Source organism: Lawsonibacter hominis (genome assembly GCF_014287895.1).
In the GTDB taxonomy this organism is placed as follows: Bacteria; Bacillota; Clostridia; order Oscillospirales; family Oscillospiraceae; genus Lawsonibacter_A; species Lawsonibacter_A hominis.
In genome coordinates, this window is record NZ_JACOPP010000001.1 from 101,350 (window position 1) to 127,070 (window position 25,721).

Annotated in this window: 26 protein-coding genes; 8 read left to right on the forward strand and 18 right to left on the reverse strand. The window is 54.5% G+C overall.

The genetic code is table 11. The features are described 5' to 3' along the window. Positions 1-21: 21 nt before the first annotated feature. From H8S57_RS00540 to H8S57_RS00565, 6 genes are all read right to left on the reverse strand, one after another. Positions 22-204, reverse strand: coding sequence for a helix-turn-helix domain-containing protein (locus tag H8S57_RS00540; protein ID WP_144232796.1), 183 nt, complete (start codon positions 202-204; stop codon positions 22-24). Further along, positions 194-607, reverse strand: coding sequence for a sigma-70 family RNA polymerase sigma factor (locus tag H8S57_RS00545; protein WP_243132601.1), 414 nt, complete (start codon positions 605-607; stop codon positions 194-196). Before H8S57_RS00545 ends, H8S57_RS00540 begins: the two co-directional genes overlap by 11 nt. A gap of 738 nt (positions 608-1,345) precedes the next feature. Continuing rightward, positions 1,346-1,714, reverse strand: coding sequence for a metal-dependent transcriptional regulator (locus tag H8S57_RS00550; protein WP_144232786.1), 369 nt, complete (start codon positions 1,712-1,714; stop codon positions 1,346-1,348). Between the two features lie 45 nt (positions 1,715-1,759). After that, on the reverse strand, positions 1,760-3,157 hold the full coding sequence (locus tag H8S57_RS00555; RefSeq protein ID WP_186906145.1) for an ABC transporter ATP-binding protein: 1,398 nt from the start codon (positions 3,155-3,157) through the stop codon (positions 1,760-1,762). Further along, complete coding sequence (locus tag H8S57_RS00560; protein ID WP_144232784.1) at positions 3,154-3,843, reverse strand: energy-coupling factor transporter transmembrane component T; 690 nt, start codon at positions 3,841-3,843, stop codon at positions 3,154-3,156. The genes H8S57_RS00555 and H8S57_RS00560 overlap by 4 nt, the downstream gene beginning before the upstream one ends. Next, entirely contained in the window at positions 3,840-4,442 is a 603-nt protein-coding gene (locus H8S57_RS00565; RefSeq protein WP_144232783.1) for an MptD family putative ECF transporter S component, read from the reverse strand. Before H8S57_RS00565 ends, H8S57_RS00560 begins: the two co-directional genes overlap by 4 nt. Before the next feature lie 189 nt (positions 4,443-4,631). On the opposite strand from H8S57_RS00565, the gene H8S57_RS00570 reads away from it, so the two are divergent. The 5 genes from H8S57_RS00570 to H8S57_RS00590 all read left to right on the forward strand — a co-directional run bounded on the left by H8S57_RS00570 (position 4,632) and on the right by H8S57_RS00590 (position 7,769). Next, the gene (locus H8S57_RS00570) at positions 4,632-5,606 is read left to right on the forward strand and encodes a helix-turn-helix domain-containing protein (protein ID WP_144232782.1); all 975 of its coding nucleotides are present in this window, start codon (positions 4,632-4,634) and stop codon (positions 5,604-5,606) included. Between the two features lie 209 nt (positions 5,607-5,815). Next, positions 5,816-6,049, forward strand: coding sequence for an AbrB/MazE/SpoVT family DNA-binding domain-containing protein (locus H8S57_RS00575; protein ID WP_058964285.1), 234 nt, complete (start codon positions 5,816-5,818; stop codon positions 6,047-6,049). After that, positions 6,036-6,644 (forward strand): L-2-amino-thiazoline-4-carboxylic acid hydrolase, encoded by a 609-nt coding sequence (locus tag H8S57_RS00580; protein ID WP_186906146.1) that lies wholly within the window; start codon positions 6,036-6,038, stop codon positions 6,642-6,644. The genes H8S57_RS00575 and H8S57_RS00580 overlap by 14 nt, the downstream gene beginning before the upstream one ends. A 19-nt stretch (positions 6,645-6,663) precedes the next feature. Next, positions 6,664-7,284, forward strand: a complete 621-nt coding sequence (locus tag H8S57_RS00585; protein ID WP_186906147.1) for a DUF998 domain-containing protein — start codon at positions 6,664-6,666, stop codon at positions 7,282-7,284. Positions 7,285-7,388: 104 nt separating this feature from the next. Further along, the gene (locus H8S57_RS00590) at positions 7,389-7,769 is read left to right on the forward strand and encodes a hypothetical protein (RefSeq protein WP_440131165.1); all 381 of its coding nucleotides are present in this window, start codon (positions 7,389-7,391) and stop codon (positions 7,767-7,769) included. A 175-nt stretch (positions 7,770-7,944) separates the two neighbouring features. On the opposite strand, the gene H8S57_RS00595 is transcribed toward H8S57_RS00590, so the two are convergent. Then, positions 7,945-9,654, reverse strand: a complete 1,710-nt coding sequence (locus H8S57_RS00595; RefSeq protein WP_186906149.1) for an ABC transporter ATP-binding protein — start codon at positions 9,652-9,654, stop codon at positions 7,945-7,947. Further along, positions 9,647-11,410 carry an ABC transporter ATP-binding protein gene (locus H8S57_RS00600; RefSeq protein WP_186906150.1) on the reverse strand — a complete coding sequence of 588 codons (1,764 nt, stop codon included), beginning with the start codon at positions 11,408-11,410 and terminating at the stop codon, positions 9,647-9,649. The genes H8S57_RS00595 and H8S57_RS00600 overlap by 8 nt, the downstream gene beginning before the upstream one ends. Before the next feature lie 169 nt (positions 11,411-11,579). Between H8S57_RS00600 and H8S57_RS00605 the strand changes: the two genes are divergently transcribed. Continuing rightward, entirely contained in the window at positions 11,580-12,587 is a 1,008-nt protein-coding gene (locus H8S57_RS00605) for a helix-turn-helix domain-containing protein (protein WP_186906151.1), read from the forward strand. After that, positions 12,584-13,336 carry an alpha/beta fold hydrolase gene (locus tag H8S57_RS00610; RefSeq protein ID WP_186906152.1) on the forward strand — a complete coding sequence of 251 codons (753 nt, stop codon included), beginning with the start codon at positions 12,584-12,586 and terminating at the stop codon, positions 13,334-13,336. The genes H8S57_RS00605 and H8S57_RS00610 overlap by 4 nt, the downstream gene beginning before the upstream one ends. A gap of 53 nt (positions 13,337-13,389) precedes the next feature. Here H8S57_RS00610 and H8S57_RS00615 read toward each other — a convergent pair whose 3' ends face one another. From H8S57_RS00615 to H8S57_RS00625, 3 genes are read right to left on the reverse strand one after another with little or no spacing between them, the layout of a single operon-like run. Then, positions 13,390-14,910, reverse strand: a complete 1,521-nt coding sequence (locus H8S57_RS00615; RefSeq protein WP_186906153.1) for an ABC transporter ATP-binding protein — start codon at positions 14,908-14,910, stop codon at positions 13,390-13,392. Continuing rightward, entirely contained in the window at positions 14,907-15,632 is a 726-nt protein-coding gene (locus tag H8S57_RS00620) for an energy-coupling factor transporter transmembrane component T (protein ID WP_186906154.1), read from the reverse strand. Before H8S57_RS00620 ends, H8S57_RS00615 begins: the two co-directional genes overlap by 4 nt. Then, positions 15,629-16,240, reverse strand: a complete 612-nt coding sequence (locus tag H8S57_RS00625) for an MptD family putative ECF transporter S component (RefSeq protein WP_087294372.1) — start codon at positions 16,238-16,240, stop codon at positions 15,629-15,631. The genes H8S57_RS00620 and H8S57_RS00625 overlap by 4 nt, the downstream gene beginning before the upstream one ends. Before the next feature lie 189 nt (positions 16,241-16,429). On the opposite strand from H8S57_RS00625, the gene H8S57_RS00630 reads away from it, so the two are divergent. Continuing rightward, on the forward strand, positions 16,430-17,395 hold the full coding sequence (locus H8S57_RS00630) for an AraC family transcriptional regulator (RefSeq protein WP_186906155.1): 966 nt from the start codon (positions 16,430-16,432) through the stop codon (positions 17,393-17,395). A 74-nt stretch (positions 17,396-17,469) separates the two neighbouring features. Here H8S57_RS00630 and H8S57_RS00635 read toward each other — a convergent pair whose 3' ends face one another. The 7 genes from H8S57_RS00635 to H8S57_RS00665 all read right to left on the reverse strand — a co-directional run bounded on the left by H8S57_RS00635 (position 17,470) and on the right by H8S57_RS00665 (position 25,708). Beyond that, positions 17,470-19,215 (reverse strand): ABC transporter ATP-binding protein, encoded by a 1,746-nt coding sequence (locus H8S57_RS00635; protein WP_186906156.1) that lies wholly within the window; start codon positions 19,213-19,215, stop codon positions 17,470-17,472. Positions 19,216-19,217: 2 nt separating this feature from the next. Beyond that, entirely contained in the window at positions 19,218-21,014 is a 1,797-nt protein-coding gene (locus H8S57_RS00640) for an ABC transporter ATP-binding protein (RefSeq protein ID WP_186906157.1), read from the reverse strand. Between the two features lie 60 nt (positions 21,015-21,074). After that, positions 21,075-22,055, reverse strand: a complete 981-nt coding sequence (locus H8S57_RS00645; protein ID WP_186906158.1) for a helix-turn-helix domain-containing protein — start codon at positions 22,053-22,055, stop codon at positions 21,075-21,077. Between the two features lie 18 nt (positions 22,056-22,073). Continuing rightward, on the reverse strand, positions 22,074-23,456 hold the full coding sequence (locus H8S57_RS00650) for an ABC transporter ATP-binding protein (RefSeq protein ID WP_007712969.1): 1,383 nt from the start codon (positions 23,454-23,456) through the stop codon (positions 22,074-22,076). Next, positions 23,450-24,145 carry an energy-coupling factor transporter transmembrane component T gene (locus tag H8S57_RS00655; protein ID WP_007712972.1) on the reverse strand — a complete coding sequence of 232 codons (696 nt, stop codon included), beginning with the start codon at positions 24,143-24,145 and terminating at the stop codon, positions 23,450-23,452. Before H8S57_RS00655 ends, H8S57_RS00650 begins: the two co-directional genes overlap by 7 nt. Position 24,146: 1 nt before the next feature. Then, the gene (locus tag H8S57_RS00660) at positions 24,147-24,746 is read right to left on the reverse strand and encodes an MptD family putative ECF transporter S component (RefSeq protein WP_087388254.1); all 600 of its coding nucleotides are present in this window, start codon (positions 24,744-24,746) and stop codon (positions 24,147-24,149) included. Positions 24,747-24,874: 128 nt separating this feature from the next. Then, complete coding sequence (locus H8S57_RS00665) at positions 24,875-25,708, reverse strand: class I SAM-dependent methyltransferase (RefSeq protein WP_186906160.1); 834 nt, start codon at positions 25,706-25,708, stop codon at positions 24,875-24,877. Between the last annotated feature and the right edge of the window lie 13 nt (positions 25,709-25,721).

Here is a 25,721-nt window from a genome sequence, read left to right on the forward strand (position 1 = left end):
CTCAGGGTCTTTCTCATAAACTTAAATCCGGAACAGTTCAATCGCCCGCACCAGTGTGATGCACAGCTCCTGGTACAGATCCTCATCCAGTCTGCCGTTGATCACGGCATACTTGAGCAGCAAGGGGCGGTACATGAGCAAAATGCTTGTGATGGCCTCTTGGTCACCGCCCTTGGCTCGCCGCAGCATCTGTTCAAATGTCATATCCGTTCACCCCCTCGATGCTCTTCTTCAACTTCCGAATGGCCCGGTAATACACCGCGGCCGCACCCTTATACGACAATCCCAGCTGCACGCCGATCACATCGAATGGGCGCTTGTCCAGTACGCGGGCAAGGAACACATACCGTTCCCGCTCGTCTAGCTGTTTCAAGGCATACAGGAGCGCACCGCTCTCAATGTTCTCCCAGAGGGGCAGCCGCTCCATCACTTCCTGCTCCAGCGTCTGGCTCACGACAAAGATTGTATCCGTCAGGGTCTCCTGATTGCTATACGCATAAAGGGCCTTCAGATAATCCCGCTGGGTGCGCCTGACCGCCTGGATTAAGTAACCCGTAAACTTGATTTGCAGTTCTTCCCTTGCTTGTCCATTATTTCGTTGCCACATGACCTTTTCCTCCAAATCATTCAAGAAGTCCAACAGGTTTCTTGAACTTTCGGAGGAGACCGGCATCGAACTAACGGGCGTGTGTGTTTGTTACATAAACAAACACGGCCAACCACACACCGCAAAAGTGAACGGTCGGCCGTGTAAAACACATAAAGAAGTCCATCACGACTTCCGCCGCCCACAGGAGGAGGCTTGTCGCTCGATTTGCGATGTTCCCGCCTGCTCCTGTGAAAAGGGCGGCGGAAGAACCGTATTGTAAAGTAAGCTGTGTGTCGAAATGTAAGCAGATGGACGAACCTCTTTATGTGCATGATCCATCTTTCTCTCATGCACCTTTGGCTCCCTGCCATCTGAACCACACTTTGCACACGAGCCCGCAGCTATCAAGACTAGGTAGCGGGCCTGCCAACGATTTGGGTTCAGTATCGCTCTAAAAATATTGTCGTTTTTTTGTCGCCTGCAAAACAAAGGGGCGACCTTATTCATTTACGAATAAAGCCGCCCCCGATATCTTGAAATTTCCTCTGCTATTTCGATTCTTGGTTTTCATACTTATTTCCCCGTTTTCAAAAGTACGATTTCATGTTAAACCGTCTAAAACTCCATTTTTATGATAACTGGCAAATCTGACTGAATTCTGACCAAATCTCCATTTTCCCTTTTAATTGCAGCTTTTTACATAAAAGGAAAGTGCAGCCCCGCTGATAGAATAGACAAGAGCTACACTTTCTTTGGTTACTTCTTTTCTGACGAAGTCTTTTTTAAGTGTTGAAAACTACTCTCGCTGATGACATGCTCAATCCGGCAGGCGTCCCGCTCGGCAGTAATGGGGTCTACCCCAGCATTTGTCAGCATTTCTGTAAAGAAGCGGTGCTTTTCATAGATTTGTTCCGCTACTTCCCTACCCGCATCGGTCAGGTGAAGAAAGTGATCTCCATCCATGAGTAGGAAGCCGCCCTTTTTCAGTGTAGCCACCGCATGGCACACACTGGGTTTGGACACCTCCAAGTGTCGGGCCACATCCGCAGACCTCACCATGCCCTTTTTCTTTTTGAGGACAAGGATGGCCTCCAGATAATCTTCACCCGATTTGCGTAAAGGCATAGACAGTCCCCCTTCCGTTATGTAGGCGGCTATTTCCTGGACACTTCATGGCTGCTTGTCATTTGGCAGCCAATCCGCCGTCCAAGCCCCACTCTCCCGCAGGAATTCTCCGTCATGGGTGATAACCACCACACATAGCCCCTGCTCCGCCAACTCCCGGAGGCGTCGGCTCACCTCCAGCATGTGGCCATAGTCAAGTCCGCTGGTAGGCTCATCAAAGATCAGCAGTTCCTTTCCGCTGAGACAGCCATCTGCAACGGCCAGCCTCTGCTTCTGCCCGCCGGATAGAGCCATGGGGTGAGTATCCGCATACTGAGCCAGATCCATTCGGCCCAAGGTTGTCAAAGCCTCCTGCTCTGTGGCCGTATTTCCCAGCCGGGTCTCTGCCAGCACGCTGTCTCCAAAAAGCTGGAGGTTCACATCCTGCATGATCAGGAACGCCTTCCGCCTTCTTTCCGTTCGGCGCAGAGGCTTTCCATCCCAAAAAATTGTACCGCTTTGTTCCTTCATCAAACCGCACAGACACCGGGCCAGGGTGGTCTTGCCTGCCCCGTTTTGGCCGGTAATGGCGGTAATTTGTCCCCTGGGCGCATGGAAGGATACGCCCTCCCATACAGCCGCACCGTTATAGGTCGCCCGCAACTCCCGAACCATCAAGCCGTCTGCTCCAGCCGCTGGGCTTGGCTCAGGCGAGGACACCGGTACCTCCGCAATGCTCCGCAGTCCCATGGAGCGGCGTTCCTCCTCGGGCAGAGCGAGGAAATCTTTCCCGTTATATTCCCGTTCCAGCTGCCCGCTCCGCAGATAGAACACCCGATCAGCAAGATCCGCAGCGTACCAAAGGCGGTGCTCTGCCATCAACACGGTCTTTCCGGCCTTTTTCAACTGTTTCAGGATCTCCCGGAGCTGGCGGATACCCTCCCCATCCAGATTGGAGGAAGGCTCGTCCAGTACAAACAGCTCCGGCCCCATGGCCCAGGCGCTGGCGCAGGCAATGCGCTGTTTTTCTCCACCGGACAGAGCAAAAATGCTCCGGTCCAGCAGCGGTCCCACTCCGCAGACTTGGACGGCGGATTCCAGAGCCTGTTCCATCTCATCGTGGGACGCTCCACGACTCTCCAGCCCAAAAAGCACCTCGCTGGTGGTGTCCAGATTGAAGAACTGGGACTTGGGGTTCTGAAACACCGAGCCCACCGTCCGCGCCAGTTCCCACAGCGGGGTCTGTGCCACATCCTGGCCGCCGACCATAACAGTTCCCGCCAGTGTCCCACCTCCAGTATGCTGGAGCAGGCCATTGACGAGCTTGATGATTGTGGTCTTGCCGCAGCCGCTCTCTCCGGTGAGCAGGATAAGTTCCCCCGGTTTCACAGAAAAGGTGCAGTCCCGAAGGCTTGGCGTCTCCTTGCCCTCATAAGCATAGGTCACATGGTCAAAGATAATCATGGTAGCACCCCCTTGCAGCAGATCCCGCCCACGCAGAGAGCCAGAAACAGCAGTGTGACCACCACATCCTGAATGTGAAATCCGATAGGCCGCCAGGAGGACATCTTCCCTGGGGACTCGATGCCCCGAGCGGTGGCGGACTCGCTGAGTTCTTCTGCTGTCTGGGCTGCCCCCATAAGCATTGGTACATAAATGCACTCCAGTTTCTCATCAAAACCACGGATATTCCGAAGGGCCATGGCATCCCGGATATGACGCAAATCCTGCCGAAGTGCAGGCAGAAAGCGCAGCGTCACCGCAAGGGTAATAGAAAAACTCCGGGGAGCGCCCATCCCCTCCAAAGCAGCTATGAACTGGCTGACGCTGGTGGTGGCAATCAGATAGGCGCCGCCGGCAATGCAGGGGAACACCAGAATGAAGTAGGTTACCGTAGCAAAGACTGTAGCCAAAGAACCGGGCAGCAGCGGCAACAGCCAGTACTGTATCGCCAGGATAGCCAGATATGTCGCCAGCAGCCCTGCCAACATGGTTCCTTTCCGCTCTACCAGAAAGAGAATCAAATAGGCTATTATAACACTGAGCTGGAAAACCGCAGGGCTCCAAGTGAACACCACCACATTGGCCAACAGCCAGATCAGAATCTTGGTTCGAGGATCAAGAAAAGAAGGGCGAATATTCTTCCTCATTGGGCCAGCCCGGCCTTGACAAAATGCTTACGCATGAGTTTCATACCCAGCAAGGAGCCCAGAACAGAGCCTACCAAAATGCTCAGTACAATGACCCCGAACACCGGCCAGGTCAGCAGGCCCTCCATGGTGGCCATATAGCCAGCGTCCATCATCTGGGCGGCATACTCCAAATAGCTTTCTTTGGTAAACCAGAGGGGCAGAAAGTCCCCGATAAAGCCCAGATTGAAGCAGAAGAAGCCCAGCATAAGCCAGCCTTTCTGCCGAAACTGTCCAGCCCGCAGGCACAGCTCACACAGAATTCCTCCCACCAGTCCCGTGATGGGGAACATCCAGGTAGCGGCCACCAGCACCACGCCGGTAATCAGGCTGGTGAGCAGAAAGGGGCCGTTTTTCTGCACCTTGGCTACCATCAGCATGAACACTGGCCCGATCAGAATGGCATCAATAAAGTGGGTAGCAAACCATACATAGGGGCTGACACCGCCCACCAGCATAAAAAGGAAGCGAATGGCAATGCACACCGCCCCCAGTGCGCCGGCGGTGATGGCGTCTTTGGCAGTCAGTTTGCGTTTTCCCTGTTCCAATGATTGAGACATATTGAAATCCCTCCTGTCTATAATCGTTAGCCTTGGCTAACTAAAAAACAGAATAGCATAGCTGACTGCCTGCCGGCAACTCCATACAGGCATTTTAGCTCCAAATAGCTTGCAATTTTTGAGCAATCATTGACGACTCCTCTCCAGTCAGTTACAATCAAACCAAATCAAACAACGGAGGCACTGCCCATGTCCAATATGTCGCAACTTTTTGATGCCAGCCGTTTCCCAGACGATGTGAAGGTTCGAGCCAACGGCAAGGCTACGGTGATGACCCTCTATGGTTCAGAGAACGGAAGCCTGCGACTGTTTTCTTTGTGGGAGGGCGCAATTCTTTCCTTCAACCGGATCTATACTCAGGTCTGGCCCTTGGCACAGAATGAAGCGGCTAACATTCTGCTGCTGAACTTCTGCCGGAAGGGGCGCTGTGAAGTGGCGCTGGAGGATGGACAGTTTGCCTTCCTCTCTCAAGGACACATGGCCGTAGGAACCCAGCAGGCTCAGGAGGAGTATCGCTACCCCAGTGGTCTCTATGAGGGTGTCGAGTTGTTTTTGGATCTGGATATGTTGGCCCATCGTCCTTATCCACTGTTTCAGGAGGGGGAAGTAAGCCCAGAGGGGATCGTAGAGCACCTGCATACCTCCCGCCGACTCTATTTGGGACCCACGCCTGCCTGTGTACAGACATTGCTGGATGACCTGTGGCAGCTTCGAGATTCGGAGGAAGTGGGACTGCTGAAACTTCTCTCCGCCCAGCTGCTTTGGAAGGTAGAACGCCAGCCTCTTGAAACCAGTCCCACAGTCCGCTATTTTACCAGCTCCCAAGTATCCATCGCCAGAGAGACACGGAACATCCTGTGCGCAGACCTGAGCCAGAACCACACGGCGCGGGAGTTGGCGGATCGGTTCCAGGTGGCCGAAACCAGTCTCAAGAATTACTTCCGCGGTGTGTTTGGAGAAAACCTCTCCACATTTTTGCGGGAGGTGAGGATGCGCCGAGCAGCAGAATTGCTGCAGAGCAGTGAATTACGAGTGGCGGAGATCGCAGCACAGGTAGGCTACGAAAATCAGAGCAAATTTGCCGCAGTTTTTGTTCGGCACTTCGGCTGCCCGCCGCTGGAGTATCGCCGCAGGGCACACCTTTCGATTGCTGATGACAATTAACATCCATATACTTTGCCCTTTCTGAGATACCCACAGTTCTAAAACATAAGGAACTGCGGGTATCTCTTATTTTGAAAACGGAAGGCTTAAGTTCCTGTTCCCAAAATTCAGTCACCACACACTTCCGCCCCTTGACATTTTTCCTTGATAACGCTAAAATACATACAAGTATGCATTTCATATTTATATGTATCATGGGAGGTATACGCATGGAAACCACAAAGGGACACTATATTTTCGGAACGGTGAAGGTTGGGGAGCGTGGGCAGATCATTATCCCCAAGGAAGCTCGACAGGTCTTTGATATTAAAGCCGGAGACACTTTGATTGTGTTGGGCGACGAGAAATGGGGCATTGCCGTCACAAAGGCAGATGTGCTGGAGAAGCACGCTTATGATGTATTCAAAAAAATCTCGGAGGGACAGACGGATGCAGACCAGTAACACAGCTCTTTTCTTTTTGGAAGACGATTGCATCCGTGCCTTTGGTCAGGAAACAGGCTGTACCTTACTTCAACAGGCTGAGGAACTTTACCAGGATTTGTGCCAGCACGGGAATGACCGGGGCAATCATGTGATCGAGGAGCATCTTCAAAGCAGGCTGTTTCCTTTGATGTCATATTACAAAGCGCTTTTGAAACATGGTATTCAAGAAGATCAGGCATTGTTGTTGGTACGAGAAACAGCACACAAAGCTGCCATAGATAAAAAAGCCGAAATGCAAAAATTAGGTTCACTTCCTTTTGCTTATCTCATTTTCCGGATGGGCGTCAAACGACACATGAAAAACCACTTTCCTCCAGAGGGATGGCAAACAGAGTGGGTGCGCTGTAACTGCCAAGAGATCCATTTCAATTTGCACCGCTGCCTCTACTGGGATGTTACGAAACAATTCGGGTGCCCGGAGCTGTGCTGTGTATTCTGCGAAAGTGATGACATCTCCTTCTCCGGACTGGCTCCCAAAATAAACTTCCTGCGCAACGGAACGCTGGGCAGCGGATCGGACTGCTGTGACCTCCATTTCATCAAGGCGCAATGAGGAATTAGGAAAACTGCCTATGAAACATACCTTTTACTCCCTTCTGCCCCTGTTTTTACTGCTGGATCTGGTCATTCCTTTTCTGCTGGCGCCCACCTATCCGGGCTACCGCCACACCCGGCAGGTCATGAGTGTGCTGGGAAACCGAAGCGCCCCCTTCCACACGGTCTATACTCTATGGCTACTCTTCCTGGGGACAGCCATTCTGCTGACCTGCGCCCAGCTGTGCCCCCTCCTTTGGGGCCGGTCCGGCGGTCTTAGTCTGGCTCTGGCGGCAATCTTGATCATCTACGCTCTGGGCGGCCGCATTTTGTCAGGATTGTTTCCTGTATCAGAAACCAAGGCGATGGAGACTTTGTCCGCAAAGATTCACGGTTTCGGGTCGGTGTTGGGTTTTCTGGCGCTGACCTTCGCTCCGCTGGTCGTTGCACTGTTTTATTTCAAAGGCAGGCAGACCGGCCTTGCCCTGTGTGCGCTGGCGTGCTTTCTCCTGGCGTTGGTATTCTTCGTGCTGTTCGTTATGGCGGACAAGCCCCGGTTTGCCCACACCGTGATCGCATGGGAGGGGCTGTGGCAGCGGCTGACCCTGCTGTTTATGTATCTTCCCCTGGCGCTGCTCTGTGTCAGAGGCGTACAATGAGAAAGGAGCAATACCAAATGCCGCAGATGAACAAAGGCGGAAAGTTTGTTTTTGGAAAATCCAACATTCAAGAATCCGGCAAAATTCAGTTTCCCATCCAAGCCATGTCGGAATACCAGATCACCGCCGAAGGCAAGGTCTATCTCTTTACCGGAAGCAAGGTGACCGGTGGATTCTGCGTGACCAGAAAGGGGCTGCTCCTGCCATCCAAGCTGGGCCATATTCTGGCCGCTCTGCCCGAGCTGCGGGACTATACCGCCGCGGAGGGTACTTTCCTTCCTTACAAGGGCCGCTCCTACTGCTGGCTCTCTGTGACAGCAGACGGGCAGGTTCGTCTGACAATACCGATGATGGATTTTCTCCGCATAACTCCAGGGATGCGGCTCCTATCCATCCGCAGCAGCGACATTGCCTTCACCATGGGTGCCAAGGGGCCGCTTCTGGAAAAGGCGGATCGCTATAATGGCGTGATTCCAGAATTCTGAATTTTAACAAAAAGCGGTCGTTGACAAGGATATTCTGTCAGCGGCCGCTTCTCTGTCTGCAGCCATGTACATTCTGGCAATGGAATCAACTGGGTAGCACTTTGCAGTCCGTTTGATTTCTTTACTGGGATAGGAGGAGAAGGGATCGTTGTCAGTGCCAGGTAAGCATCTCCGCTTAATTGGACAGTCTTTGCTCCGCCGCCCACATAGCGGCATATTTTCCGCCTCTGGCCAGCAGCTCTTCATGAGTGCCGGACTCCGCAATGTTCCCGTCTGCTACCACCAGGATCTGATCCGCATTTCGGACGATAGACAGGGTATGTGCAATCATGACTACTGTCTTCCGCTCTGACAAAAGCCCCAGGATCGCCCGCTTGACCGCCAGCTCGTTTTCAATGTCCAGAGAGGCAGTGGCCTCATCCAGCAGCAGGATGGGGCTGTTTTTCAAAATAGCCCGGGCGATGGACAGACGCTGACGCTCCCCGCCGGAGAGAAAGGCTCCGTTTTCCCCAATAGGGGTGTCATAGCCATGCTCCAGCTTCTGTATGAAGCCGTCACATCCAGCCGCACGGCAGGCGGCCTCCACCTCACGGTCTGTGGCCGAGGGGCGGGCATGGCGGATATTCTCCCGAACGGTATCGTCAAAGAGGAACACCTGCTGATCCACCATGGAGATTTGCTCCAGCACCCGTTCTGCCGCCACGGTCTCAACGGACTGCCCTCCGATGGAGATCTCGCCGCTCTGCGGTTCGTAGTATTTGGCGATCAGATTGAGAATGGTGGATTTGCCGGAACCGGAGTCTCCTACAATGGCGGTGAGCTTTCCTGCCGGTGCCGTAAAGGACAGCTCCTTCAGCACCGGCTCTCCCGGCACATAGGAGAAGGAGACCGAGCGGAAGGTGATGTTCTGCTCAGCAGGATGGAAGGGCGCCATGGAACCTCTCTCCTCCGGTTCCGCCATCACCTGGAGGATATTGTTCTTGGAGACCATCAGGTGCTTCCATTCAAAGAGATCGATGGAAATGGCAGTGGTAAGCTTGGTCAGCAGAATGGGTAGCATGGAGACCATGAGATAATCCACATTGCTCAGCGTACCGGCTGCCCAGGGACCGGCTGCCAACGCCATGATGGCCGGCACACTGCACCAGCTGAGAATGTTATACCCGAAGCCAATAGGGATGCCCTTTGCCTCGTACAGATAACACACCCGACTGAACCTCCGCATCGCCTCGGTAGTGGCCTGATTCTGGACGCCACCCATATGATAGGCACGGAAGGTCTGGATGCCGTCGATGTACTCCACGATGCTGCTGACCGTCTCGGCACTGACCTCATGCTTGGCCACGCCGTATTTGGCAACAACACGGAAGGACAGCCACAGATTGGGGATCAGCCCCGCTACCACCAAGAAAAGAATCAGCCCCGCCGGCAGATACACCTTGCATACAAAGCCTACCAGCATGGCGGCCAGCACAGCGTTTTTGGTGATGTTGCCGCTGGAGTGGGTCAGGATCTTCTCGTAGCTGCCCACATCGCTGGTCATGGTATTCACATACTCTCCCACCTGTCCCTGGGTGAAGCGGGAAAGAGGGATCTGTTTGAGTTTGTCACCCAGCCGAAGCCGCAGTCCTTTGGAAACAGCAGCTCCGCCCAGCTGAACCTGCGTGTAACCGGCGGCGTAAATGACCAGTCGAATCAGGAAGATGCCCGCAAGAAACGCAGTCAGCAGCCCGAGCCGCTGTGCGCTCAGGCTGCCCTCAGACAGCCCGGACAGAACCATATAAATGGACAAGTAGCTGCACCCGGACAGCAGCCCTTCCACTACCGTGAGGATCACACCGGAATAGAAGGCCCGATTTTTACGGAACACATTTGCCTCACGCATGCTGCACACCCCCTTCCACGGAATAGGCAATGGCACGGGCAGCCCGGTAATCCGCCCAAGCCCTGCGGTAGTATTCATTTTTCTCCAGCACCTCTTCATGGGTACCACAGCAGGTAATGGTGTTGTTCTCCACCACTGCCACCTTGTCGCACAGCTTGATGGCGCCCAGCCGGTGGGCCACGATCACGACTGTCTTGCCCCGGCACAGGTTTTCAATGGCCCGGTCGATCTCCACCTGGTTTTCCGGATCAGCCGCTGAGGTGGCTTCATCCAGGATTAGAATGGGAGCGTTTTTCAAAATGGCCCGGGCGATGGCAATGCGCTGCCGCTCCCCACCGGAGAAACGGGAGCCGAAAGTACCCACCTTGGTTTCATAGCCCTGGGGTAGCGATTGGATGAAATCATCGATCTGCGCCAGTCTGGCAGCCTCGCGCACCTGCTCCAGTGTTGCTCCCGAGTTCATGCGGATGTTTTCCAGCACGCTGCCCCGGGTCAGAAAGGTCTTTTGGAACACCAGGGAGATATGGTCCAGCAGGTCCTCGTAGTCCAGCTCCCGCACATCTCTGCCGCCGATGCGGACCGTTCCCTGGGTCGCATCGTAAGAGCGGGCCATCAGCTGGATCACGGTGCTTTTGCCTGCACCGGACACCCCCACCAGCGCAACCTTTTCCCCCGGCGCCACAGTGAGGGAGCAATCCCTGAGCACATCGGTCTTTCCATCGTAGGAAAAGGAGACATGATCCAGGGTAATGCCACAGGTCTCCGGAAAGGCCGCGCCGCTGGAAAAGGTGGGCAGATCCAGGATCTCCTCCACTTTTTTCACGCCGGAAAGCGCCTGAGCAAAGGTGGTGGCCAGTTTTTGCAGGGGCAGGATCTCGGCGAGATACATCCCGCCCACATAGGCAAAGAGCAGAAATACGCTGCCGGTAACGCTTCCCCGGAGGAAAAGCAGGCCGCCTACTGGAACCATCAGCACCATCCCGCATTCCACCAGCAGCAGAAAGGCGGCATAGGGCGGAGCCGTCTTGTGTGTGACCAGGTTCCAGATCCGGTTCTCCTCCTCAATGGCATGGGAAAACTTCTGGAAGGATCGGCTGCCCATGTTATACGCTTTGATCAGCCGCATACCGGAGATGTACTCGATCATCACGGAATTAAAGCCTACCAAGGAGTGGTTGACATCGGACAAAACCCCCTTCATTCTTCGGAAGATGACCGCCATCACAATGCCGGCCAGAGGCAGCGGGATCAGGGAGACCAGGGCCAGAGGGGCATTGACGGAGAGCAGATACAGGAAAATCACAACCGGCCCTGTAAGATAGGCCACAAATTCCGGCAGGTTGTGGGCCAGAAACAGTTCCAACTTCTCGATGTCCTCATTGAGAACAGTTTTGACCGCGCCGGTGCTCCGCCCGTCCAAGGCTCCAAGAGACACTTTGGCAAGATGCTCCGTTACCATGCACCGCACTCGAAACAGTGCCCCATAGGCTCCCTTGTGAGACAGCACACCCGAAGTACCCAGCAGCACCAGCCTTCCCACGGTGCCCGCCGTGACCAGCAAAGCGCAGTCGGCGATAACTGCTTTGGTACAGGCGCCGGAGAGCACCGCATCCATCAGCCGGTAAATGCCGATATACGATGTGATGACCAGAATACCGCTGCCAAAGGCACACAAAACGGACAGGATCAGCCATTTCCGCTCCGGCCCGGCCCACTGCAGCAGCCGCATCACCGGTGATGGCCGTTTTTCTTTCATCGTCTGTTCCTCCTTCCCCCGGCTTGACGAGAGCGCCGGGAAGTGATATTTTAGTTAGCAGATACTAACCAACATCCATCCTACCGGCAAAACAGCGGTATCGCAAGGCTTTGGGCGCGGTTCCGGCTGATTGGGGTGGAGATGTGGCTGATCGAGGTGGTGACAGTTTATGGCTGCATATAAAGACTTGGAGCAGCAATATGGCCAGGCGATGGAGGAACACGGGTTTATTCCAGATCCGGAGAACCGGCGTTACGGCTCCATGGGGCTGTGCTGGCGTCATAGTTCCCGGCAGGGCGGCGGTTTTTTCTGGACCTACGGGCAGCAGGATCTCTACACCATCAAAATTCATGATTTCTTTTTCCATGAGGATCAGCTGCTGGAGTTCCATTGGCCGGAGAGTCTCAGTGTCACCTGGTATGAATCAATTTCCGGGGAGGAGTTCTCCCCCTGCCGCCGTCTTATTCCAGGCTGTGTCAAAAGTTTTATCGGCGGTCGGGAACCATACCGGGCGCTCATCCACAGGCAGATCCCCATCGTTTCCATTGGCGTGGAGATCACCCCGGCTTACTACCGGGATTATCTGCGCCGCCAGTTTCCCGAGGAGTATCAAAGCCTGCTGGAGTCCTTTCAAACGCTGGATCAGACAGAGCACTTCCCGGAAATGGTGCAGCTCTTGAAACAGGTGCGTGACTACCGGGGGGAGGGGCTTCCTGCCCGTCTGTTCTACGATGGAAAGGTGGCGGAAGCAGTGGCGCTGGTGGTGGATCGGCACCTGAAGCGCGGGAGCCGCCGTTCTGTCAGTGCAGAGGATGCGGTACGACTGGCCGATGTGGCAGCCTTCATCACGGCCCACTGTGCTGACGAGCTGCCGCTGGAACGGCTGGGCCGCATTGGCTGCATGAGCATTTCCAAGCTGAAGGACGCCTTCCATGTCCGGTATGGCTGCACGATTACCCAATACATTCAGGGGCAGCGAACGGAGCAGGCTGGGCGGCTGCTGCGGGAAACCGACCTGCCGGTGAGCCAGGTGGCGGCCATTGTTGGGTATCAGAATCCCAGCCGTTTCGCAGAGATCTTCCGGCGAAACACCGGACGCTCCCCTGCGGAATATCGCAGAGCATGCTGGAGTTCTTTCACGGAGGTAAACGATATGGAAAGGAAAGATTCTTTATGAAAATACAGTATTTTGGAGATCCATCTAATCCCAAAATCGTTGTTCTACACCCCATGCTTCTGGACGGTAAAAGTATGCTGCCTCTGCTGGGCGAACTGCGGAACAGTCATTGTGTGATCGCGCCGGATCTGACAGGCCATGGAACAGATACTGGGATCTTTCAAAGCGCCCAACAAGAGGCAGAAACGCTGGCCGACTGGCTGACAGCGCAGGGATGGATTGATCTGAAGTTAGTGTTTGGTGCATCCATCGGTGCCGTGGTGGCGATGCAGTTGATTGCCATGCCCACATTCAAAGTTCACACCGCAGTCTTAGAGGGGTGCCCCCTCCATTCCAATGCTGCTTTTCTACGGATGATGGCGACCCGTATGTTTCTGTCAAAACATCGGAAAGCACAGCAACATCCCGGTTTGTCTGCACAGCGGATGACGAAAATCTATGGGGAGACGCTCGGCCTTATCATGGGGCACACCTTTGAACAAATTCGTCCGGAAACTTTGCAAGCCATCGCTGCCGCCTGTTCGGACTGCACCTTTCCCAACTATCCAAAGGAGTTGGAAGCTCACCTGTTTTTTGAGTATGGCAGTGAGGACATCAGCGCCAAGACCGCGCGCAGGGTTGTCTCAAAGCACTATCCGTCTGCTTCCTTTACAGTCCGGGAAGGCTATGTTCACTGCCAATATCCCGCCGTTCTGGGAGAGCAGTATTCCAAGGTATTGGAGGAATACCTCGCCAGGGGACTTCAATAATAGAACCCAAGAGGCCGCATGGGGAACATTCCACCATGCGGCTTTTTCAATCGTCAGCAATCGGCAGAACAGAATCGGCTTTTCCTGTGTTCTGTCCGTCCCGGCCTGCTTTCTGAAATGGAGAACAATTCTCTCAATGTAGGGAGAGTGTCCATGGTAACAGGCACATCGTCAGGCATTTCTCCTTCATCAAAGTGGAGGATGCGGGAACAGGTACGACTGACAAATTCAAAATCATGTGTGACAATAAAGATGACTTTTCCCATATCAGACAGCCGCCGGATCAGACCCGCAACCTGTGTCATGCTGTCAAAATCCAGCCCGCTGGTCGGTTCGTCAAATACCAGCAGGTCTTTCCCACAAATCATGCTGACCGCTACCGCCACCCGCTGCTTTTGACCTCCGGACAGGGTATTGGGGTGGCGGTCTCTGAATGGGGCCAGGGCCAACTCTTCCAGTGTTGCGTCAACGAGCGTCTGTTTCGGATTGCGGATACCGAATGTACATTCTGACTCCACACTGTCCGCAAAAAGCTCGTAGTTCACATCCTGCATGACCATATAGGAATGCCGCAGGCGATCTTTGTGAGCCATGGACAGACCGTTCCAAAAGAATTGACCATCACAGGCCTTATGAAGCCCGCACAAAGCACGGGAAAAGGTCGTTTTTCCGGCCCCATTGTGGCCAACGACGCCAATTACCTCTCCCTTTACTGCTGTAAGGCTGATGTCGTGCAAAATGGTTCTCTTCTTATAGTGAAGGGCTACATTGTTAAGTTCCAAGATAGGATCTGAAACAGGCGCAAGGGAATGATCCCGCGGTGGGAGAACACGATGCAAATCAATCGCTCGAAGGCCCATTTGTTCCCGGGTATCCTCCGACATCTGCCGAAATGCTTCCGGCGTAAAGACCTGTGTGATTTTCCCATGTTCCAAATACACAATCCGGTCCACCAGATCCATCAAATAGTACAACCTATGTTCTGCAATCAATATGGTTTTTCCCTGCGATTTGATCAGCCTGAGATGTTCTCCCAATTCTTGAATGGAACGCATATCCAAATTGGAGGACGGTTCATCCAAAAGATATATTTGAGGATTCATCGCATAGACCGAAGCAAACGCTATCTTTTGCTTTTCTCCACCGGATAACTCGAAGATGTTGCGATTACGGAGGTTTTCAATGTGCAGTTCTGCCGATGTACGATCCACGCGTTCTCTCAGCTGGCAAACTGGAAGTGCTTGATTCTCAATACCAAAAGCGATCTCGCTGTCTGTATCCACATTGAAAAACTGTGTCCTTGGGTTTTGAAACACCGATCCAACCTTTGCGGCAATCTGGTGCATGGGAAGATCACTGACTTCCTGACCATCCACCAGTACGCTGCCCGCCAGTTCTCCTGCGTAGAATTGCGGGATCAAACCGTTTACAAGCCTCGTGATGGTGGTCTTCCCGCAGCCGCTCCGGCCACAGAACAGCACACATTCTCCGTTCTCTATGGTCAGGTTGATGTCTTGCAGCCCGTCTCCTTTTTGTCCTTGATAAGTAAATGACACATGCTTTAACTCAATCATCCCAGCGCCCCCTTTCCATAGAGCCCGACAACCAACGCGCCTGCAAAGCAAAAGACTGCCGCAATGTCCATCAAACCAATATGGATCTGCACCAGACAAGTCCGAGGCTTTGGGTTTTCAATGCCGCGGGTGATGGAAGCGATGGACAGTTCATCCGCCGCTTTGGATGCCGCCATCATCAACGGAACATAGATACACTCCACCGTTATTCCGGGATGTGTCAGGAGCCCCTTAAGCGAAGGTGAGACGTCCCGCATCCGCATCGCATCCTTGATAAACCGCCAATCCTCCTGAATGGTAGGGATATAACGCAGCATGACCGCCAAGGGGATTACCAGCTTTTGGGGTGCATGGATGCGATTCATCGCCGAGAGGAATTCGCTGACCTTTGTAGTGGAGATGACAATGCCGGACAGCATCCCACAGGGATAGACCTTATGGAACAACCCTAAAAAAGCGATAAACATGGTGCGCCAAGTTCCAGTCATGGTATCCATAATCCAGAAGGTGAGCAGAACGATCAGCGCGTAGAACAGCACTCCTTTCCAGGCATACTTCCACTTTCCAAAGCAAATGCCGAGCAGCCCGATCAGCACCACAAGACCCAGTTCATAGAATAAGGATGGAGCCATCATGGCAGAAAGGATACACAACAGAAGCAATAATATCTTCGTTCTTGGGTCCAGCCACAGTCCATGCCTGGATAACGCTCCGCCAATCATGCGGTGATCCCAGCCTTTTCAAACTGCTTTTTCAGCAACTTTCCACCGATCCAACCACTGAACGCAGCAATCGCCAGCGTTCCGATAATGATAACAGCCAACAGCCAGGAAGGAGCAGACGCGCTCATTGTGTCAATATAGGACTGTTCCGTGCCGTTTTCCAGCATCGTGCTGGCCCAGCCTTGCGGATCAATAAAAAACACCACATAGGTATAAACGCTGCCCAGCGACATCAGCATATAGGACAGCAGATTGACTACCTTGTTGCGGTAATGTCCCGCACCAGCCACCAGATCCGCAATGATTCCCATCCCGATATAGCCTAAAGAAAAGGCCCAGTGCATTCCGGTAACAAACCAGATGATTCCCATAACGATGCCAAGAATGGTGACACTCCACCGCTTCTGCACCTTAGCGATCATCAGAAGATACACGGGACCACACAGCAGGGCTGCGCCCATCGGCATATAGAATGTCAAAACCGGGTTTGGCGCGAATAAAATACTGCCGATTAGGGTAAACACCAAGAAAATTGCGCTGAAAATGCCGGTCGTCACAAGATCTTTGACAGTGAGGCCCTTTTTTGCGGGATTGATTCGGTTGTTCATGTTGATCCTCCTATTTTGTAATGCGTTGACTTTATGGGATAGGTATGCTATCCTTTGGTTAGATGTGGCTAACCGTTATATATAATTACACCATGCACAACCTACTTTCAATCGTTTGGAGCGAGGTTCGTCCTATCATTTCAAAAATTCGTCTAATCATTGCAAAACAAGGGAGGCGTATCTATTGTAATGACCGGTATCATCGAGCAATACTATGCGCCATTACTGAAAAAGCACGGTTTTGTGCCTGCACCAGATAATGATCAATATGGTCCTCTGGGGCTTTGCTGGAAACTATCTCCGGAAGTTGGCGAAGGTTCCTATTGGACCTACGGGCAAAGGGATCTATTCGACATCAAGATACACAACTTCTCTTTCAATAAGGATTTTATGCTGGAATTTGATCTCCCGGAATGTCTCAGTATTACCCGTTACGATTCTATCTCCGGTGAAGAGTTGTCGCCATATCGCCGGTTGTCAGCCGGATGCATCAAAACCTATGTGGGCGGATACAAGCCATATCAAGTAATCGTCCACCAAAATATACCGGTTCGATCCATCGGCATCGAGATCACCCCCGCATATTATGAGGATTATCTGAAAAAACAGTATCCGGAAGAATATCGGAATCCCATCGAGGCTTTTCGGGAAATCGACCAAACAACAGAGTTCCCGGAAATGTACCGGCTTCTATCAGAACTACAGAGCTACCGTGGAACCGGAATTGCAGCCAAACTCTATTATGAGAGCAAGGTAGCCGAGGCGCTCTCTCTTGTGGTTGAATATCAAAAAAAGCGTTCAGTTTCAGATCACAAACTGGCTTCTCAGGATTTGGAACGGATTCAAACCGTAGCGGCCTATTTGAGTGATCATTATGCTGGTGAATTACCCATAGAACGTCTGGCACAAATCGCCTGCATGGGTACGACAAAACTCAAAAGCAGCTTCAAGAAGGTCTATGGCTGCACGATCACAGAGTATATACAGCAGCGCCGCATGAGTCAGGCAGAATATCTGCTGGCTCATACCGATCTGCAAATTGGTCAGATTGCTCAAACGATAGGATATTCTACATCCAGCCGGTTTGCGGAACTGTTTCGAAGAAGCACCGGCTTGCTCCCGTTGGAGTACAGGAAAATGGCAAAGCGAAAGTGATACAAAGCCAAAATCCAAAGAATCATTCTAAAACAGTATGTGGGGAGGCAGATATGCCTCCCCACATACTTATTTTATATCCGCCAGCCCTCAGCCCGCTGTCGGATCTCGATAAAGTTCCGGTAAATTCCCTCCTGGCTCATCAGCTCCTGATGGGTGCCCTGCTGAGCAATGCGGCCATCCTCCACCACTAAAATCCGGTCTGCGTTTTGGATTGTAGCCAGACGGTGGGCGATGGTGATGATGGTCTTTCCCCGCACCAGAGCAGAGATCGCCTCCTGGATCTCATGCTCATTCTCCGGGTCCACGCTGGCGGTGGCCTCATCGAGAATGATGATGGGGGCATCTTTCAGCAGACACCGGGCAATGGAAATGCGCTGCTTTTCTCCGCCGGAAAGGTTGGAACCGCCCTCTCCCACTATGGTGTCATACCCTTGGGGCAGCGCCATGATAAAGTCATGGCAGCGGGCCGCTTTAGCTGCAGCGATCACATCCTCCTCGGCAGCATCCGGACGGCCAAAACGGATGTTATTGCGGATGGTGTCGTGGAACAGATACACATTCTGAAATACCATAGCAATGTTGTGCAAAAGGCTGTCGCAGGTCATCTTCCGGATGTCATAGCCGCCCACGGTGATGCGTCCCTGATCCACATCATAAAACCGGGCCAGCAGTGCGCAGAGCGTGCTCTTCCCGCTGCCGGACGGCCCTACAATGGCGGTGGCGCTGTTTTGCGGCAGCTGGAAGGAAACATCGTGTATCACCTCCCGTGTCTCGTAACCGAAGGAGACATGGTCGAAGCAGATGTCGTAACGCTCCAGAGAGATGTCTTTCCCATCCTGATCCGGCAGTTCCGTTCCCTCCAGTTCTTCCAGACGGTCCAGCACCGAGTCCGTGACAGAAAGGATATGGGCGGCGTCGTTGATGGACTCCACACTGCCGAAGATCGTGAAGGAAAACATGGCAGCCATCAGGAGCACCGGCAGCTCCAAGGTTCCGTTCATAGTCTGCCAGCCGGCGGTGAGCACCAGGCCAACAGCTGCGGTCTTCAGAGAAAACAGGTGCAGGCAGTTCCAGGGCACAAAGCCAAACTCGTTTTTGATACGGATGTCCTTATTGGCCCGGCACGCCTCAAAAAACCGCTGGGAGGACACCCCCTCCTGGCCGAAGGATTTGACCACCGAAAGGCCATGGATGTACTCAATGGCCGCCCCGGACAATGCCTCTTGGGCCCGATGTCCCACCGGAGCGGTGCGGGCACTCTGCCGCCCGATACCCCTGAGGGCAAAGGCGGACATCAGCACGCCCACTACTGCCACCAGCGCCGCCTCCGGGCAGAAGAACGCCATGCACAAAACGATGACCAGTACCTGCAGATAGCCGTTGATGACCGCATCCACCATCTTCATGCTCTGCAGCTCCAGGGTACTCAGCTCCGTGGTCAGAGCAGCCAAAATGTCGCCCAGGTTATTCTTGGAGAAATACCCCAGGGAAACCCGTTTGAGCAGGTTACCCAGTTCCAGTCGCTGCTGCGCTGCCCGCTCTGTTCCAATGCTCTCCTGGAGCCGGTTTTTCCAGTAAGCGCACACGAAACGCAGAATGATCAGCAGGACGATCCCACCCAGGCAGAGCCAGGGCAGTTTGGGGTCCAGCGCCGTCCCCTCCTGGGCACTCTCGATAACCAGCCCAAGGGCCCAGGCCGCCAGCATCACCGGCCCGGCGGCGGCCCAGGTGGCAAGAAACGAACAGAGACTTCCGAGATACAGCCGTCTGTGGTACCCCTTTGTCCAACGCAGAATCCGATTCATACTCCGAAACATCGTCAAGCCTCCTTTCCAACCGCCCAGTTCTGGGCACCCACATGGGCCTGCCACAGCTTTTGATAAAGCGGGCATCGGCTGAGCAGTTCCGGCTGTGTGCCTTTGTCCACAATCCGACCCTTCTCCAGCACCACGATCTGGTCGGCGTTCTGAATGGTGCTCAGCCGGTGGGCAATGACCAGCAGCGTTTTCCCCTGGGAGAGCGCCATCAGGGAACGCTGGATCTTGTCCTCATTCTCCGGATCGGTAAAGGCGGTGGCCTCGTCCAGAATTACAATAGGGGCGTCCTTCAGAATCGCGCGGGCGATGGCGATCCGTTGCCGCTCCCCACCGGAGAGCTGCTTGCCCGCTTCACCCGCTGGGGTATCCCATCCATGCTCCAGCCGTCCTAAAAACTCCTCGCACTGAGCGGCCCGGGCAGCCGCCCAAACTTCCTCCTCCGTGGCGTCCGGCTTCCCCAATCGAATGTTTTCTTTCAGCGAGCAGTCAAAGAGGAAATTGTCCTGTGTCACGAAACTGACCTGATCCGCCAGCTGCTTCAGTGTGAGATTCCGAATATCCACACCGCCTATGGCAATGCGGCCATCCGTCACATCCCAGAACCGGGCGATAAGCCGGGCTGCCGTAGATTTGCCGCCGCCGGAGGGACCCACCAGAGCGGTGAAGGTGCCGGCGGGAAGTTCCAGATCAATGTGACGCAGCACAGTGTCCTCTTCTTTCCCGCTATACGAGAAAGACACATCCCGCAAAGTGATACCGCTGCCGGAGAGGCGGGCGGGCTCGGACGCTTCGGGCAGCTCCTCCAGATCCAGCAGATGCCGAGTGTCCCGGACGGCAAATTCCATGCTCTTCATGGAATTGAGAAAGGCTACAGCCTGCACCAGCGGGGACACGATACCCAGCACCAGCATCAGGCACAGAGCCAGCCGGGACGGGTCCAGGACGCCGGTCTGATACAGGGCGATCCCAACCGGCAGGGTGGCCAGCAGCGTGGTAGGCAGGATAGACAGGCACAGGTTCATGGACTTCCAGGTGCAGCGGAACCAATCCAGCGTGAAGTCACGGAATCTGGTCACTGCCCGGACGAATTTTTCATAAGAAGCACCGCTCTGGTTGAAAGCCTTTACCACCTCGATGCCCTCTACATACTCCACGATGATACTGTTGACCTGAGCATTGGCTGCCATATAGGCGGCATACTTTTCGTTGTAGGTCCGCAGGCCCGCCGCCATGGGGATCAGCGCGGCCGGAATCGTAGCAAGGGAGGCAAGGCCCACCCGCCAATCCATGGCAAAGAGGGAGATCACCACCACGATAGGCAGCAGCACATTGGAACTCAGTTCCGGTATCATGTGGGCCAGCGGCGGCTCAATGTCCTCGATCCGATCCACGATGGTGCTTTTGAGGGAACCGACGGGCTTCGACAGCACACTCCCCAAGGGGGCGTGCATCAGCTTATGGGCCACTTGACGGCGCAGGCCCTCCAAAATGGTGTAGGCAGACACATGAGCCAGCATAGTAGAAAAGGCGTAAAAAGCCACCTTGACCGTATATCCCGCCAGACACACTCCAGCCCATCGGAGAAGCTCCGTGCCGGAGGCCGACTGATGGATAAACAGGCGAAGGATCTCATAGACCCCCAGATACGGCACAAAGCCCCCCACCACGCTGATAATTGCGCATATAACAGACAAGACCAGCTTTCCCCGGCAGGGACCGGCAAAGGAGAGCAGGATGGCCAGCCAGCTGCGTTGTTTCACAAAACCACTCCTTTCAAAAAATAGGGCATGGTGAGACATCTCTCACCATGCCCTATTGTATCGGTTCTTACCCGTGCTTGCCGCTCCGCACAGCCAGCGTCACTCCGTTTCGTCAGGAAAAGAGAGAACGGGATTCCCGCCGCCTCGCCGGTATTCCAGCGGAGTTTGTCCCTTCACCGCCCGAAAAGCCGCGGCAAATTTGCTGGAGCTGTCATAGCCCACCGCTCCGGCGATCTCTGTAACGCTGGCCTCCGGTTCTTTCCGAAGCAGCAGAGCCGCCCGATCCATCCGCAGTGCCCGCATATAGGTGTTCACCGGACTGCCATATACACTTTTGAAGCAGGCCTTCATGGTGGTCAAAGGGATCTGGTACTGTCTGGACAGAGCCTCCAACGTGATATGCTGATCCAGATGCTCCACCAGATAGGAGCGGATGGCCTTTACCGTTTCCACCTGGGAACGGTAAAAATATGGTTTTTCCGTTCCGCTTCCCAATTCCAGGGCGTCGAGATACAGCAACAACTCCAGAATCTTTACCCGAAAGTAGGGCATTTTGATCCGCTCCGGTACGGTACACAACTCCTGAAAAATGTGATCCACCGAGGGTGCTCCGTGAATGACCCGTGGCCGGGCATCCGGGCAGAATTTCCGCTGAATGGCAGCCAGATCCAAAGGATAGTCTCCCGCCAGACGAGCCAGCTCCATGGGGATCATGGACAGGTCAAAGCACATGGAGATGCCATGATAGTGGGACAACGGGAGAGAAAAGTATCCTTTGTGCTTCAGGCGGCGATCCACTTTCAGGTCACCTGCCTCCACATAGGAGAACGCATCGTTGCCCACAGCGTATTCCATCCGGCCCTCCCGGCAATAGTCGATGCAGAGGAGATCCTGTTGGGTTTCAAAAGAGGAGTCGCAATAGGCCATGTGGAAATCGTTATACAGGATGGTAGCGCCGGGGAACACCTCATAGACGGTCATGGTTCCCTCGCCGCTCTCATTTCGCAGCTGATAAACGCTGCACCCACCACTCTTGGCCAAGAGGCACAGATCCGGTTGGCTGTCCTGTAAAAATGCCACTGCGGCTCAGCTCCTTTCTCAAAGTTCCAGGACTCGATCACAGGCGCACTGGAGAAATTCGCGGTCATGTGTCACCACCAGAACCACCCGGCCCTCGTCCGCCAGTTCCCGTGCGCAACAGGCCACTTCCTGCATTCTTGCATAGTCCAGACCACTGGTGGGCTCGTCGAATACCAGCAGCGGCTTTTGGGACAGCATGGCGGTAGCCACCGCCAAACGCTGTTTCTGGCCGCCGGAGAGAGACATAGGGTGCTTTTCCCGGAACGCAAGCAAATGGAGCCGCTCCAACACCTCCTGGATGCGCTGGTCAGAGAGTCCTTCCATAGCCAACTGACACTCTCCCCATACGCTGTCGGAAAAGAGCTGATGGTTTACATCCTGCATGACGCAGTAGGCAATCCGCTGTCGCTGCTTCGCACCAAGGATGCGGCCGTTGAGGCGGATCGTTCCGGCACTCTCCCGCATCAGGCCGCACAAGCAGCGGGAAAGGGTGCTTTTTCCCACGCCATTGTCACCCGTGACGGCCAGCACCTCTCCCGGGCGGGCGGAGAAGGAAAGGTTTTGAAATACCGGCGGCTCCCGCTTGTACCGGCAGCTCAGTCCCTCCACAGACAGTCCATCCTGTTCCCCCGCGGCGCGGGAGGGCGGCAGAGTCACCTGAGTAGGCGTGAGTGTGCGAAGGCCCAGAGCGATCCGTTCTGTCTCAGCCAGCCGCCGGAATTCTGCTCCGCTCCAGATCCGCTCCACGATCCCGTCCCGCAGATAGACAGCCCGATCTATGAGATCCGCCAGAAAGTACAACCGATGCTCCGCAATGAGAATGGTGTGTCCCCGACTTTTCAGGTATGCGATTTGATCATGGAGTCTTTCGATGGTTTCCCGATCCAAATTGGCCGTAGGCTCATCCAGAATGTAGAGCTTCGGCCCCATGGCATAGACCGAGGCAAAGGCCAGCAGCTGCTTTTCTCCGCCCGACATGGCGAAGATGTTCCGCCCCCTCAACCGCTTCAGATGCAGGCGGTCGGTGGTATCATCCAGCCGACGGAGGATCTCACCCCGGGTCATACCCTGATTTTCCAGGCCAAAGGCCAGCTCACTGTCGGAATCCATGTTGAAAAACTGACTTTTGGGGTTCTGGAAAACAGACCCCACCTGCCGGGCCAGCTGGTAAAGAGGTTGTTCCCGCACCGGCGCGCCGTGGAGCAGGACCTGTCCGGTCAGCGTGCAGTCCTCCGTAAATGCCGGGATCAGGCCGTTGACCAACTTCGTGATGGTGGTCTTTCCGCAGCCGGAAGCGCCGCAGAGCAAGACACACTCGCCCGGTCGGATGGTCAGATCCACATGGGTGAGGGTGCCCACTTCTTTTGTATAGGAAAAGGACACATCTTGCAGCTCTACCATGGAAACACCCCCAATTTGGCCGCCAGAAGGGCAGCAGTCAACCCCACGCCCACGACAAATGCGGCGCTGTCCACCGGCGAGGCCCGCAGCTCCACCAGACTGGTCTTAGGCGCCGGGTCCTCGATTCCCCGGGTTACTGCCGCTGCGGACAGCTCCTCCGCAGTGCCGGTAGCGGAGACCATCAGGGGAACCATGATTCCCTCCAGCTTTGCCAATCCCCGGATGCCCCGCAATCGCATCGCATCGCGGATATAGCCTGTCTCTTCCCGAATGGCTGGGAAGTACCGCAGCGTCACCGAGACGGCTACGATCAGCCGCTGAGGGAAATGGATCTTCCGCATTCCAGCCACCAGATAAGGCATAGGCGTCCGGCGAAGCATCAGAAAGCCGAGCATCAGGCAAGGCATCATTCGGCGGGCATAGTTGGCAAAAATAGAGAAGCTGGTAGCAACCCATCCCGGCGCAGCCGGCAGAATCCAGTATTGCAGGCACAGGATTCCTCCGAAGATCAAGAGGCTTTTCCCCACCATGGCAAAGCAGCGATGGAGCAGCATCAGGAGCAGGAGAAAACCGATCCATATCATTTCCATCCAAAAAGGTTGCTCACTAAAGGCTGCCAGATTGGCGAAAACCAGCAGAGCAAGACCCACCCTGGGGTCGAACACCAAACAGCGCCGTGCCTCCTCCATGTTACAGAATCCCCGCCTTCTCAAAGTGCTTGCGGAACATTCCCTTGGCCAGCAGGATACCCAGTATCGCTCCTACAATAGGAGCCCCCACCAGAACCACGATCATACCCGGGGAGGTCAATGCTGCCAAGGTAGAGACATAGGCTTCCGGCATTCCCTGCTGGCTGATTTGCGCCAGGAAACTGTCCCGCATGATCCAGACAGGCAGCGGGGAGCCGATCATCCCCAGCGAGAAGAACACATAGGCCAGAGCGTTGCCGCGGAAAGACCGGTAATGGCTACAGATCCGGCAAAGCTCCGCCAGGATGCAGCTCACCGCAAAAGCAATGAGAATTACCACCGTGAATTGGCCAGTAACAAAGTAGATCAAGGCCGTAATAAAGCCCATCAGAACCACCGCACCGGTCTTTGGCACCTTAGTACACATCATCAGGAATGGGATACCCGCAAATATGGCGATCAGGCCAGGCATCAAGATCCAAAGCAGAGGATGCAGACCGCTGAGAAGCATAAAAGCAAAGTTAATGACAAAGTAGATGGCGGAGAAAATTCCCACCGTAATGATGTCCTTTCCCGTCATCCCTTTTTTCTGCGTATTCATGATGTACCGCTCTCCATTCATGTGGTTAGATTATGCTAACCATTATTTCTGAGAAAAGGCGCTCAGCGCGCCCCTCCTTACTGAGTATAGCGGCACATCGCAGTTCTTTCCGCTCCGATTGGACGACTTTATCCTGTTTGGTCATGGAATTTAGCGCTGTGACAGAGATGTACCATCTTCACCATACAGAATCGGTCCGAAACTGCCATGCTGACCTTGGTGGACAGCTTCAATCCGGTTCGGGTGATATGGCGGTAATAAGGCTCCTCAGCCAGCACCCTGACCCCACTGCCGATTTTTCCGGCCAGCACCGATGCGGAATCCACATAGAAAAACATCTGCGCATCTCCGTGGCCCACTTGCTTCATGTACTTTTTCCGCATCATGGCCATACCGCTTTTGCTCACGGTATCAAAGACGATTTCAATCTCTCCAAACCCCGTGAGCATCCGCAGGAGGCCCACAACCTTGCTTTCCTCAAAATAGTGGAACAGGCCGCCGGCGGTGACCAGAATAGGAGCATCCGGCACATCGGCGCGGATCTGCCTGATCCAGTCCTCGGCAAAGGCGTCTCCGGCGAGATAGGTCTCCCGCTCCGGCTCCGGCAGCAGCTCTCGCCGGTACTCCACCACATGGGGCAGATCCACGGCATACCAGCGCGACCTTCCGTTGTCGCAGCGGGAATATGTCGTCTCCAGACCGCAGCCGAGCTGAACGACCACGCCGTTCGGCCTGTGCTCCAGAAAGGTCCGGATGTACCGGTCCATATTGGCGGACCGGGCGGCGGAGGCCAGCAGGGTATACTGGCTCTGTCCGTCCTGCTCCGACAGGCCGGAAGGCAGTTTCTTTTTCAGTTCCAGCGCCTTTGGATCGTACAGGATCTGCGGGCAGTACTTGCTGGCATAGATCCTGCCCAGCATGGGGACAAACAGCGTGTCCTCTACAACACCCAACTTGGACATGGTCAACCCTCCT